9 protein-coding genes are annotated in these 12,794 nt (G+C 73.0%); 6 read left to right on the top strand and 3 right to left on the bottom strand.

From position 1 onward, the window contains the following. Window positions 1–279 precede the first annotated feature (279 nt). The 5 genes from V2S66_RS11630 to V2S66_RS11610 all read left to right on the top strand — a co-directional run bounded on the left by V2S66_RS11630 (window position 280) and on the right by V2S66_RS11610 (window position 7,519). On the top strand, window positions 280–1,359 hold the full coding sequence (locus V2S66_RS11630; protein WP_330794545.1) for an MBL fold metallo-hydrolase: 1,080 nt from the start codon (window positions 280–282) through the stop codon (window positions 1,357–1,359). An 81-nt stretch (window positions 1,360–1,440) separates the two neighbouring features. After that, window positions 1,441–2,232, top strand: coding sequence for an SDR family NAD(P)-dependent oxidoreductase (locus tag V2S66_RS11625; RefSeq protein ID WP_330794544.1), 792 nt, complete (start codon window positions 1,441–1,443; stop codon window positions 2,230–2,232). A 160-nt stretch (window positions 2,233–2,392) separates the two neighbouring features. Next, entirely contained in the window at window positions 2,393–3,400 is a 1,008-nt protein-coding gene (locus V2S66_RS11620; RefSeq protein ID WP_330794543.1) for an alpha/beta fold hydrolase, read from the top strand. Between the two features lie 37 nt (window positions 3,401–3,437). After that, window positions 3,438–4,271 (top strand): alpha/beta fold hydrolase, encoded by an 834-nt coding sequence (locus V2S66_RS11615; RefSeq protein WP_330794542.1) that lies wholly within the window; start codon window positions 3,438–3,440, stop codon window positions 4,269–4,271. 479 nt (window positions 4,272–4,750) lie between these two features. Continuing rightward, on the top strand, window positions 4,751–7,519 hold the full coding sequence (locus tag V2S66_RS11610) for a helix-turn-helix transcriptional regulator (RefSeq protein ID WP_330794541.1): 2,769 nt from the start codon (window positions 4,751–4,753) through the stop codon (window positions 7,517–7,519). A 100-nt stretch (window positions 7,520–7,619) separates the two neighbouring features. Here V2S66_RS11610 and V2S66_RS11605 read toward each other — a convergent pair whose 3' ends face one another. The 3 genes from V2S66_RS11605 to V2S66_RS11595 form a co-directional block, all read right to left on the bottom strand. Beyond that, entirely contained in the window at window positions 7,620–8,315 is a 696-nt protein-coding gene (locus V2S66_RS11605) for a helix-turn-helix transcriptional regulator (RefSeq protein ID WP_330794540.1), read from the bottom strand. A gap of 202 nt (window positions 8,316–8,517) precedes the next feature. Beyond that, the gene (locus V2S66_RS11600; RefSeq protein ID WP_330794539.1) at window positions 8,518–9,165 is read right to left on the bottom strand and encodes a helix-turn-helix transcriptional regulator; all 648 of its coding nucleotides are present in this window, start codon (window positions 9,163–9,165) and stop codon (window positions 8,518–8,520) included. A 561-nt stretch (window positions 9,166–9,726) separates the two neighbouring features. After that, window positions 9,727–10,167 (bottom strand): SsgA family sporulation/cell division regulator, encoded by a 441-nt coding sequence (locus V2S66_RS11595; RefSeq protein WP_330794538.1) that lies wholly within the window; start codon window positions 10,165–10,167, stop codon window positions 9,727–9,729. A gap of 368 nt (window positions 10,168–10,535) precedes the next feature. Here V2S66_RS11595 and V2S66_RS11590 point away from each other — a divergent pair, with 368 nt between their 5' ends. Then, entirely contained in the window at window positions 10,536–12,794 is a 2,259-nt protein-coding gene (locus V2S66_RS11590) for an ATP-binding protein (RefSeq protein ID WP_330794537.1), read from the top strand.

The raw sequence follows: 12,794 nt of genomic DNA, 5'->3' as shown, positions 1-12,794 counted from the left end.
CGGGCGTGGCCGATCCGCAGCCGCCGCACCGGTGGTGAGGTCCGTGGCGCGGTCGTGTCGAGCAGCGCGCGCCGGGCATCCGCGGCGGGGCCGGAGGGCCTGGCGGCACCGCGTCCGCGGCCTGCGGGGTATCCCGCACCGGCGCCCACCCCAGTACCCGGCGGCCGCCGGACGCCCGGTCCGCTGGGGTCGAGCCCCGGTGCGAACCGCCGCGCCCCGGTGCTGTCCTGTGCCCTGGCAGGTCTCCCTGTCCTCCTGCCGAAGGGAATACAGACCGTCATGTCTCGCGAACTCCCGTCTCCGACCGGCCGCCGTACGTTCCTCAGGGGCGCCGCCGGCGCCCTCGCCGTTCCGGCCGCCGCCGGCCTCGTCGGCGGGCTGGCCGCGCCCGCCCGCGCCGACGACACCGGCCTGCCGGACTACGCGCCGGTGCCGGCCGCCTCGGCCGGCCCCGCCCCGAACGCCGACGGCTACTACGTCGGCCGGATCTCAGGACACCTCCACTGGGTCACCGACACCTACTACCAGGCCATGTTCCTGTCGACCAGGCACGGTGTCGTCCTCGTCGACGCCCCGCCGACCATCGGGCACAACCTGCTGCGCGCGATCGACGACGTCACCCGGGCCAACGGCCGCCCCAGCAAGGTCACCCACCTCGTCTACTCCCACTCGCACGCCGACCACATCGGCGCCGCCGGCCTCTTCGGACCCGGCGTCGAACGCATCTCGCACGTCGCCACGGCCCGCCTGCTGGCCCGCGCGGCCGACCGCAACCGGCCGCTGCCGACCGTCACCTTCCAGGACACGTACCGGCTCGAAGTCGGCGGCGAGACACTGCAGTTGGCCTACCACGGCCCCAACCACTCCCCCGACAACATCTTCGTCTACGCACCCGAGCACGCCACCCTGATGCTGGTCGACGTGCTCTACCCGGGCTGGGTGCCGTTCAAGAACCTCGCCGTCTCCCAGGACATCCCCGACTGGATCAAGGCGCAGAGCATCGCGATGGACTACCCCTGGACGACGTTCGTCGGCGGCCACCTCGGCCGGCTCGGCGTCCGGGCGGACGGCACCCGGCAGATCCAGTACATGAACGATCTCGAAGCCGGCACCCGCGCTGCCATCGACTCCGTCGACCCGAGCCCCTACTTCGCCAAATACAGCGCACAGGGCAACTCGTGGGCCGTCTTCAAGACCTTCCTCGACGCGGTCGCGGACACCGCGGCCGCCCCGGTCGCCGCGAAGTACGCCGGAGTGCTGGCGGCCGCCGACGTCTTCACCAAGGACAACGCCTGGGCCCTGCTGGAATCCCTGCGCATCGACGCGGGCCTCCTCGGGCCCTTCGGCGTCCGGCCGTGAACCGCCGGCACCCTTCGGAGCCCTTCGGAACCGTCAAGTGAGGAAGCCCGCATGACTCCCACCAGCCCAGGGGGCGCTCCCGTGAGCGCGACGGCGCGCCGCACCGTGCTCGTCACCGGCTCCACCTCCGGCATCGGCGAGGCGATCGCCGCCGCCTTCGCCCGCGACGGAGCCGACGTCGTCGTCAACGGCCGCGACCCCGAGCGCACCGAAGCCGCGGCGGAACGCGTCCGCGCCGCCGGCGGACACGGTGAGATCCGCGCCGTCGCCGCCGACGTCAGCTCCGCCGAGGGGGTCCGCGTCCTGACGGACGCCGTGCCCGACGTGGACGTCCTCGTCAACAACGCCGGGATCTTCGGCGCGAGACCCGCGTTCGAGATCACCGACGAGGAATGGGACCTCTACTTCGTCACCAACGTCCTCAGCGGTGTCCGGCTCACCCGCCACCACGCCCCGCGCATGGTGGAGCGCGGGTGGGGCCGCGTCGTCTTCATCAGCAGTGAGTCGGCCATCAGCACCCCCAGGGAAATGATCCACTACGGCACCACGAAGACCGCGCAGCTGGCCGTCGCCCGCGGTTTCGCCCAGGAGGTCGCAGGCACCGGCGTGACGGTCAACACCGTCCTGCCCGGCCCCACCCTCACCCCTGGTGTCGAGGTGTTCATCGCCGACCGCTTCGGCGACGGCGTCCCCTTCGCCGAAGCCGAACGCCGCTTCATCGCCGAGGAGCGCCCCACCTCGCTCCTGGGACGGCTCATCCGCCCCGAAGAGGTCGCCCACCTCGTCCACTACCTCGGCTCGGACGGCGCCTCCGCCACCACGGGCGCCGCACTGCGCGTCGACGGCGGCGTGGTGAACGCCATCATCCCCTGAACTCCGGCCCCCTGGTTCTGCCGGACGGTCTCCGGCCCTGAACCGCTGGGGTGCCACCCCGGTGCGAGAGCCGCCGGACTCCCGGTTTCGTGAGCACGTGTCCGATCCGGACGCCAGGCATCTCCACCCCACCTCACCTCCCCTTCCTTTGGAGCGATCCGTGCGATTCCGCCTTCCCCGATCCCGCCGCCTGCTGGCCGCGACCTGCGCCATGGCCGTCGCCCTCGGCACGACCACACTCACCGCCGCCGCGGCCTCCGACCGCTCCGCGGCCGCGCCCGCCGAGCGGACGCCCGCCGAGCAGATGCCCGCCGGCTTCAGCGAACACCGGACCCAGGTCGCCGGGACCGGCATCGACTACGTGATCGGCGGCCACGGACCCACCCTGGTCCTGATCCACGGCTACCCCCAGACGTGGTACGAGTGGCACGGCATCATGCCCGCACTGGCCCGGCACTACACGGTCATCGCACCCGACCTGCCCGGCGCGGGCCGCAGCGACGCCCCCGCGTCCGGCTACGACAAGAAGACCATGGCCGCGGAGCTGCACGCGGTCCTGGTCTCCCTGGGCAAGGACAAGGACGTCGACATCGTCGGCCACGACATCGGCACCATGGTCGCCTACGCCTACGCCGCCCAGTACCCGCACAGCGTCCGCAAACTCGTGCTCAGCGAGGCTCCGATTCCCGACCGGAGCATCTACACCTTCCCCGCGCTCACGGCCAAGGGACCCGGGGTGTGGAACTTCGGCTTCTTCTCCCTGCAGACCGGCCTGCCGGAAAGCCTCGTCCAGGGCCGCGAACTGACCTGGACGTCCGGCTTCATGCGCGCGATCGCCGTCAGGAAGGACGCCCTCACCCCCGAGGACCTGCAGGTGTTCGCCTCCTACCTGCGCGACCCCGCGCACCTGGCAGCCAGCTTCGCCTGGTTCCGCGCGTTCCCCCAGGACATCGCGGACAACGCGCGGTTCCAGAAGAGGAAGCTGACCATGCCGGTCCTGGCCATCGGCGCCGACGGCAGCCTCGGCGCCGCCGTGCCCAAGCAGGTGCGCCGCTACGCCACCGACGTCACGCCGGTGGTCGTCCGTGACTCCGGCCACTGGATCTACGAGGAGCACCCGAAGGAGATGACCGGACTGCTGCTGGACTTCCTCGGCGGGCGGCGATGACGGCGCCGGTCCACCACACCTCGCGAAGGGAAACGCCATGCCCTACATCACCGTCGGCCGGGAGAACTCCACCGACATCGAGCTGTACTACGAGGACCACGGTGGCGGGCAGCCCGTCGTGCTGATCCACGGCTACCCGCTGGACGGCCACTCCTGGGAGAAGCAGCTCCCCGCCCTGCTCGACGCCGGCCACCGGGTCATCACCTACGACCGGCGCGGCTTCGGCCGCTCGTCGCAGCCGACCACCGGGTACGACTACGACACCTTCGCCGCCGATCTCGACGCGGTGCTGACCGGGCTGGACCTCACCGACGTGGTGCTCGTCGGCTTCTCCATGGGCACCGGGGAGATCTGCCGCTACCTGGGGACCCACGGCTCGCAGCGCGTCGCGAAGGCCGCCTTCCTCGCCTCCCTCGAACCCTTCCTCCTCAAGACCGGCGACAACCCCGACGGTGTGGACCGGTCCGTCTTCGACGGCATCCTGGAAGCGGTCACGAAGGACCGCTACGCCTACTTCACCAGCTTCTACGAGGCGTTCTACAACCTCGACGAGACGCTCGGCGTCCGCATCAGCGACGAGGCGCTCCGGGCGAGCTGGACCGTGGCGGCGGGCGCCTCGGCCCACGCGTCCGTGGCGTGCGTGCCCACCTGGATCACCGACTTCCGCGCGGACGTCGCCACGATCGACGTACCGGCGCTGATCCTGCACGGCTCGGGCGACCGGATCCTGCCGATCGACTCGACGGCGCGGCCCTTCCACGCGCTGCTGCCCGCGGCCGAGTACGTCGAGATCGAGGGCGCGCCGCACGGTCTGCTGTGGACGCACGCCGAGGAGGTCAACGCCGCGCTGCTGGCCTTCCTGGCCGAGTAGGCGCGGACAGCCGCCTGGAGAAGGGCCCCCATCCCCGGCCCGGTGCGGACACTCGCGGCTCCCCCGCCGACGACCCGCACCGGGCCGGACCACCGTCGTCCGGCCGGTGCGCGGCCCGGAGCGACGGCCCTGCGCCGTCCCGGCCCGCACCGCGGCCCGCGCGCCTGCGCTGCGGGCGCCGGCGGCCGACCGACGTCCGTCATGCCCACGGCCGGCCGACTGCGTGCCGGCTGATGTGCCGGCTGATGTGCCGGTGCGCGGCCCGAGCCGCCCGGCACCCGGACGCGCGGGGCAAGTGCAGCATCCGCACAGCACCGGTACACGTTGGGCAAAGGCCCCCGCCCTCCGGCTTTCTACGCTGCGACGTGTCACCGCCCGTCGCGCGGGTTCCGGAGAGGTTGCGCATGCCGTCGTACGCAGCGTCGCGGGAGCCCGTCGCCGAGCCGGCGGGTCCAGGAGTGCGAGCGAGGGAGAAGCCCATGCTGTGGACCGACGTTCGCCCCCCGGCCGGGCCGCCGATGGTCGGCCGGGTCGCGGAGCGCGAGGCGATCGGCAGGCTCCTCGAAGCCGTCCGCGACGGCTTCAGCGGAGTCCTGGTGCTCAACGGCGACGCAGGGGTCGGAAAGTCCCGGCTGCTGGAGTACGCGGCCGAGTCCGCCCAGGACCTGTCGGTCGTCAGGCTGGTCGGTGTGGAGGCCGAGACTCGGCTCGGCTACGCCGCCCTGCACCGGCTCCTTCGGCCCCACCTCGCCCGGGTGCCGGACCTGCCGCAACGTCAGCGGGACGCCCTGAACGCCGTGTTCGGACTGGACGACGCCCCGCCCTCCGACCGCCATCTGGTCGCACTGGCCACGCTGACGCTGCTCTCGGACGCGGCCACGGCGACCCCGATGCTCTTCCTGGTCGACGACGTGCAGTGGCTGGACCGCGAGTCGGCGGAGACCCTCGCCTTCGTCGGCCGGCGCCTGTACGCGGACTGCCTCGGGCTGCTCTTCGCCGGTCGAGAGGGGACCGACGGCCTGGAGGTCTTCGGCGACCTGCCCGCGATGCGGATCGAGGGACTGGCGGACGTGGAGGCCGGCGCGCTGCTGGCCTGCGCCGTGAGCGGGCACCTGGACCAGGCGGTCGCCGAGCGGCTGGTCGCCGGCACCGGGGGCAACGCCCTGGCGCTGCGGGAGCTGGCGGAGAACCTGAGCCCGGAGCAGCTGGCCGGAGTCACCCCGCTGCCGGAACCGCTGCCCGTCAACCGGGAGTTGGAGGCCCACTTCCAGCGGACCGCGGCGCTCCTGCCCGCGGGCACCCGGACCCTGCTGCTCCTCATGGCCATGACGCCGACGGACGACCAGGCGGCGCTGTGGCGGGCGGCCGGGGCCCTGGGGCTTTCCGTCCGGTCCGCCGCGCCCGCGGTCACCGCCGGGATACTGAGCCGCGGGACCACCGCCGCCTTCCGCCACCCGCTGATCCGCTCCGCGGTCCACTCGGCCGCCTCAGCCGAGGAGCGACGCGGCGTCCAGGCGGCGCTCGCCGCCACCAGCGCCCCCGAGCGCCGGGCGTGGCATCTGGCCGAGGCCACCGAGGCGCCGGACGACGAGGTGGCCGCGGAGCTCGAAGCCGCCTCCGCACTGGCCCAGGCGCGGGGCGGATACTCCGAACAGGCACTGGTGCTCACCAGGGCGGCGGAGATGACCGCGCATCCCGGGCGGCGGGCCGAGCGGTATCTGGCGGCCGCGACGGCACACCTCGCCTCCGGCAACCTCCCGGCTGTCCAGCCGCTCCTCGAACTCGCCACTCCGCTGCTGACCGGACCGGTCGCGCGGGTGCGGGCGACAAGGCTGCGAGCGTCCGTGGAGATGTTCTGCTCCCGTCCAGGCGAGGTGCCGGCGATGCTGCTGGACGCCGTGGCCCGCCTCGGCCCCACCGACCCGGCGGCGAGCTGGGACCTGCTGCGCGAGGCGGTGCAGGCCGCGGTCATCGGCGGCCGGATGATCACCGGGACGACCCCCCGTGAGGTGGCGAGGGCCGCCGCGGAGGCATGGCAGGACAGCGCGTCGCCGGCCTGGAGCCCCGATCCGCTGATGGCGGCGATGGCCCGCTCGATGGCCTACGGCTACGCGGCGGGAGCCCCGGCCCTGGCGGCCGCGCTGGCCCGCCTGCGCGACGCCGACGAGCTCCACGGGCAGGACTCGTTCAGCGTCATGATCAGCATCGCGGGCGACGAGCTGTGGGACGTCGAGGCGAAGCGGGAGATCCTCGAGAAGCTGGTCAGGTCGGACCGCGACCGCGGCGCGCTCTACGGGCTCAGCCTGGCGCTGCTCGCCCTCGCCAAGGTGGAGATCTGGAACGGGCGGTTCGCGGCCGCCGAGAGCTTCTACACCGAGTCGCACGACTACATGGCCGCGACGGGGCACTTCCTGTCGGGCGATTTCCACCGGGTCCTGCTGTACGCCTGGACCGGACGGGAGAAGGAGCTGCGGGCCGCGGTCGCGGAGATGCGCGCCCTGGCCGAGAGCCAGCGGACCGGAGTGATGGACCGGTGGGCCGCGCAGGCCCTGGGCATCTTCGAGATCGGCCGCGGGCGCTACCGGGAGGCACTCGACGCCCAGCTCGCGATGTTCGACGGCCACCCGGTGATCCTCGGCGACACCAACCTCGCGGGCATGGTCGAGGCCGGACTGCGGGCCGGCGATCGGGGGGCCGCCGCCCTGGCCATGGACCGCCTGGAAGAGCGCGCTCCGCTGGCCGGGACCCCGTGGGCGCTGGGGCTGCTCGCCCGCTGCCGTGCCCTGATGGCCGACGGCGAGGAGGCCGAGCCGCTGTACCAGGAATCGATCGCGCAGCTGGAGAAGGTCCCGGTGGCGGTGGAACTGGCGTGGTCGCAACTGCTGTTCGGGGAGTGGCTGCGCCGCCGCAAGCGCCGAGCCGACGCCAGGGTCCAGCTGCGGGTCGCGTACGAGTCCTTCGCGTCGTGGGGCGCCGCGCCCTTCGCCGAGCGGGCGAGGGCCGAGCTGCTGGCCACCGGGGAGACCGCACGCAGACGAACGGCCGACACCCTGTCCGACCTCACCCCGCAGGAACGCCACGTGGCGGCCCTGGCCGCCTCGGGGCTCACCAACGCGGAGATCGCCGGCCAGCTGTTCGTCACCACCTCGACCGTGGAGTTCCATCTGAGCAGGGTCTTCCGCAAGCTCGGCATCACCTCGCGCAAGCACATCGCGTCCCGGCTGGACCAGGCCGGCTCGGACGACTGACGGGGTCAGCGGAGCGCCGCGGTCCGCCGGCGGCCGCGGCGTACGACGCATCCGTCAGCGTGCCCGATCCGGCGGGAGCGCCTGCGCGGCGCCGGCCGGTTCACAGCAGTCCCTGCTTCAGGGCGTACGCGACCGCGTGGACCCGGTTGCGCAGGCCGTGCCGCATGATCACCTCGTGGATGACGTATTTCACCGTCCGCTCCGAGTAGTGCAGCTCCGCGGCGATCTCCGCGGTGCTGAACCCCGCGGCGAGCTGTCGCAGGACGGCGATCTCCCTCGATGTGAAGGATCTCGGTCCGTCGCCCGCTTCGGCGGCGGGGTCGTTCCAGCGCCGGGTGCGGATCTGCTCCAGCAGCGAGCCGAGGAGCGGCTGCGGCAGGGACGCGGCGCCGCGGGTGACGACGCACAGCGTGTCGGTGATGTCCGCGAGGGTGGTGCCCTCCCGTGGCATGAAGGCCACGAGTCCCATGGCGACGACGCGGACGAGCTGCTTCGCCGTGGGCGGCTCGGCCACGAGCATCAGCAGCGGGTTGTCGGCCGGGTCGTCCCGGGAGAACCGCTGCATCGAGGTCAGGGTCCTGTCCGTGACCTCTCCGGTGATGACCAGCACGACGTCGGGTCTCTCCTCGGTGTCCGGGGGGAGGACCAGCACCCGGTCGTCGCGTGTCAGATGGGCTTCGACCCCCTGCGCGGTCAGGATGTCCTCCGACAGGACGACGATCTGCACGGTGCGCGACGATCCAGGACCGCGCACCGGGTCGGCCTCCGCGAGAGTGCGGTCTTCTTCGCGTCGCAAGCAACGACCTCCTCGCTTGATGGGGCCACGCCGCCGCGGCGGCTCGCACGGGCGCGGGCCGGGCGCGTCCCGCGCGCTCCGGCGCCGCTTTCTGGATCGTTCAATCAATTATGTGTCCGCACTATTCCGCGCCGCGGAACGGGCCCGGCCTCCACCAGGCCCACCGCTCCTGCCCGCCGGCCGGAGCAGGGGCTCCGGCGGCTCACAGGGCGCCGATCCGCATCGCGTAGGCGACCGCGTGGGTGCGGTTGCGCAGGTTGAGCCGCCGCGTCAGCGCGAAGATGATGTTCTTGATGGTGCGCTCGGAGTAGTTGAGCCTCACCGCTATCTCCGTCGTGTCCAGTCCCTCGGCCAGCAGCCTCAGCACTTCCACCTCGCGGCCCTCGAAACCGCCCGGCAGGATCCCTCCGCCCGGATCGCGCAGCAGCGTGCGCATCTCCTCGACCAGGGACCTGAGCAGCTCCCCCGGCATGTGCGCCCCACCGGCCCGGCTCGACACCACGGCCTCGACGATCTCGGGGAAGCCGGTCCGCGCCCGCGGCAGCACGCTGACGAGACCGTGCCGGACGGCGCGGGCCAGCCGCGGTCCGCTGATGCGGTCGGCGACCAGGACGATCCGCATGTCCGGATTGGAGGAGAGCGCGGACGCCTCCGCCATCCACGTCATGGTCTCCTCGGTCACCTCGTGCGCCAGGATCAGGACCACGTCCGCGCGGTCCGCCTGGTCGACCGGCAGCAGCGTCGTCCCTTCCGACCTGCGCAGAAGGACCTCGGCGCCCTGCAGGGACACCGGATCGGCCGCCCGCACGGCGATCGATGTCGAGGCAGGAGGTCTCTCCTTCAAGGTCACCGCAGGTCCTCCGGGATCGGCGCGACGCGGTCTCCACGCACGATCGCGAAGATGCGGGGGTCCCGGGGCCGCCCCCGCCCCCCGGAACCGCCGCAGGGGCGGTCTCCCGAAGCGGGGTACGCCCGTTCGCCGCCCCGCGTCGGACACCGCCGCGGTCGCGCTCCCGGGGCGACACGCCCCGGGGCTTCCCCGCGCCAGCGCGATGGCATGCCGCACCCGGGCACAATCCCGTACGTGCCCACCGTCGTTCCACGCGACAACGCTTTGGTCGTATCGAGGGACCATACAACCGCCGCGGGCCGTCACCGGGCACGAGAAGTACCCGCATGAGGAGCGTTGCCCTTTCAGGCGGCATGGTTGCTCGATCGACCCTTCGGGGGCCCCGCCGGCACGAAGACGTGAAAAGCTCACGCCGGCCGCGCCCTTGGCGGCGCCTCGGCGGGGCTCACAGGGGCGGGACCGGCCGCGGGCCGCGGCCTGGAGCGGATGATGCCGGACGGGGCGCCGGAGAGCCCCGCGGTGCGGCGCCCGGCCGCGGCCGGGCGCACCGCCCGCCGTGCCTCAGGCGCCGGCGTCCAGAAGGAGGGTCACGAGGTGGTCGATGTCGACGCAGCCGCCTTCGGTGCCCTGCGGCACGAGCGTGTGCACCCGGTCCAGGAAGTCGGCGACGGCCGAGGCCCTGATGTCGAGCGCCGCGGACCCGGCGTGCGATCTGACGACGACGCGCACCGCGGCGCCCCGCGACGAGCGCCGGGGCGACACGAGGACGGCTCCTTCCCCCACGGGTCGGCTCGTTCCCTCCCGCAGGAGATCCAGCGCGAAGATCCAGTCGATCGTCCCCGTCGAGGGGGTCCCGATCGACAGGAGTACGGCGTAGGGGTCCGAACGCCGATAGTGGAGACTGGCGGGCAGCGAGACCTGTGGCTCCCCTCCCACGAGCACCTGCACGACGAGGTCACACGTGACCTTCGATTCCGCGGCTCTTGACGACGGTTGATCCATGTCCTACCCGTTCAGCAAGGTCTGAGGGACGGCAGCTCTTCTGCGAACGACCCTAGGACTGCCCGCGGCGGACCTTTTGCCGGGCGATGTACGGAAGGTTGTCCAGGAGAGAACCGGGCGCCACGGGCCGGCCGAGGCCGGCGGTCCTCGGGTCCCTGCGGGGCGCCGGCGGTTCATCCGGGCGGTCCACCGGTGCCGCGCTCCCGGCAGCAGCGCGCATTCCCGTCCAACTCCGGCATCGTGTGCGAATATCCTGTGGCCGTACGAGCGTGATCGCCGAGCAGGGTTCGTCGTCCTCGGCGTCCGGCGGGTGGGGGTCCCCCGAGCCGGCTCGGGCGCGCGGGGACGAGGCACAGGGGGTGGGTCGGGTGACCGACGTGGACGGTGTGGAATTCGGGGCGCTGCTCAGGCGGTTGCGCCTGGAGGCGTCGCTGACGATCGAGGCGCTGGCTGACGCCTCGGGCGTCAGCGGCCGCGGCATCGGCGACCTGGAGCGGGGACGCCGGGCAACTCCGCAGCGGGGAACGGTCGCCGCTCTGGCGAACGGACTGAACCTGCGCGAGGCGGAGCGGGAGCAACTGCTCGCCGCGGCCCGGATCGGCCGCAATCCCCGCCAGGGCCGCGCCGACGTGCGCGCCTTCCCGCGGGGCATCGACGACTTCGTCGGCCGGGAGCACGAGCTGACCCGACTGGCCGCGCTGGCCGGGCAGGCGTCCCTCGGCCGGTCACAGGTGGTGGCGGTGTCCGGGCCTCCGGGAACCGGGAAGACCACCTTGGCGCTGCAGGCCGCCCGTGAGCTGGCGGAGCACTTCCCCGACGGCCAACTGGTCCTCGACCTGCGCGGCATGGACGACGAGCCGCGCAGCCCGGCGGAGCTGACGCTGCGGGTGCTCAAGGCCGTCGGGGTGTCCGACCGGGACCTCGCCAAGGCCGGCCCGCAAGGCCACCCGGAGCTCTACCGGCAGGCGCTGGCCGGGCGTCGCTACCTGCTGGTACTGGACAACGCCCGGGACGAGGCCCAGGTCCGCCCCCTCCTACCGAGCTCCGGTGCGGTGATGGTGCTGATCACCAGCCGGAGGATGCTCACCGGTCTGGAGGACGTCGAACGCCTGCCCATCGGCGAACTCTCCCCTGCCGACGCCGGAATCTTCCTGACCGGTGTGATCGGCCGGGACCGCGCGGCCACGGACCCCCGCGCGCTCGCCGAGGTCGCCCTGCGCTGCGCCTACCTGCCCCTCGCGCTGCGCGTGGCGGGCAACTGGCTGGCGACGCGCACCGGCTGGACCGTACGCCGGCTGGCCGACCGGCTGGCTCTGCAAGAGCGCCGTCTCGACACCCTCGCCGCCGGCGACATCCGCGTCTCGGCGGCCTTCGACCTGTCGTACCGGCAGCTCACCCCGAACGCCGCCCGGCTCTTCCGCCTCCTCGCCCTGGTCGACGGTCCGGATGTCGGCGTCGCGGGCAGCGCCCAACTCACCGGGCAGGAGTTCTTCGACGTCGAGGACACCCTGGAGGAGCTGGTCGAGACCGGGCTGCTGGGCTCCGACCAGGATCGCTACCGTCTCCACGACCTGCTGCGGCTGTACGCCCGCGACCGGCTGACGGCGGAGGAACCCGAGGAGGTGGCCGCGGCCGCCCGGTCCGCGATGCACGGCTGGCTGCTGGAGACCGCGGTCGTGGCCGGGCGGTGGTTCGATCCCGACTTCGGCACCCCGGGTCCCGCGTGGCGGGGAACCGTTCCGCTGTCCACCGCGGACCAGGCCCGCCAATGGCTGCAGGCCGAGGGCAGCAACTGGCTCGCGGCCCTGCGGGCCGCCGCCGCCCAGGGGGACCACGCCACCGTGGTCGAGGTCGCGGAGGCGCTCCACTGGTTCTCCGACCAGTGGATCTTCTGGGGACACTGGCCCGAGGTCTGCGCCACTGCCGCCGACAGCGCGCACGCACTGGGCGATCCCCGCCTCGAAGCCACCCACCTGAACCTCCACGCCTGGGCGCTGCTGATCTGCGAAGGCCGCCACCACGACAGCATGGACCGGTCGGCGGCGGCGCTCGAAGCGGCCCTGCGGGCCGGCGATGTTCCCCAACAGGCCTGGTCCCACAGCTATACGGCCTGGGCGCTCAGCCAGCTCGCCGACTTCTCCGCGGCGGCGCCGCACAACCGCGAGGCGGCTCGGCTGTTCGAAGCGGCGGGAGACCTGCACGGGACCCTGCACGCCATGTGCAGTCACGCCGACACCCTGCTGCGCGCGGGGCGTTACGAGGAGTCCATCGCCGAGCACCTCCGTACGCTCGCCTTCCTCGATCAGGCGGGGGACGGCATCGAACCCCACAGCGCGGCCTTCAACCGCACCAACGCGCAGACGTCGGTCGGCCAGGCCCACACCCTCCTCAAGAACTGGGAGGAGGCCGCCGAACACCTGCGGACCGCGGTGGGCCTCGCCCGCGCGAGGGCCAATCCGGGGCTCGAGAGCCGCGCGTTGATCCATCTCGCCGAGGCCCTGCTCGGCGGCGGGCACCGGGAGCAGGCCGAGGAGGTCTACACCCAGTGCCTCGACCTCGGGAGTTCCGCCAACCCGCAGCACCTGGCGACCGCCCAGGAGCGGCTGGCCGAGCTCGGTCACCGGTGA

Origin of the sequence: Actinacidiphila polyblastidii (assembly GCF_036353415.1) — a bacterium.
Classification (GTDB): domain Bacteria; phylum Actinomycetota; class Actinomycetes; order Streptomycetales; family Streptomycetaceae; genus Actinacidiphila; species Actinacidiphila polyblastidii.
This window is presented reverse-complemented; position numbering and strand designations above follow the sequence as displayed.

Bases quoted from the DNA above. Each gene is read 5' to 3' on its own strand.
- V2S66_RS11630 (WP_330794545.1), top strand. From the start codon at position 280: ATGTCTCGCGAACTCCCGTCTCCGACCGGCCGCCGTACGTTCCTCAGG.
- V2S66_RS11615 (WP_330794542.1), top strand. From the start codon at position 3,438: ATGCCCTACATCACCGTCGGCCGGGAGAACTCCACCGACATCGAGCTG.
- V2S66_RS11610 (WP_330794541.1), top strand. From the start codon at position 4,751: ATGCTGTGGACCGACGTTCGCCCCCCGGCCGGGCCGCCGATGGTCGGC.
- V2S66_RS11595 (WP_330794538.1), bottom strand. From the start codon at position 10,167: ATGGATCAACCGTCGTCAAGAGCCGCGGAATCGAAGGTCACGTGTGAC.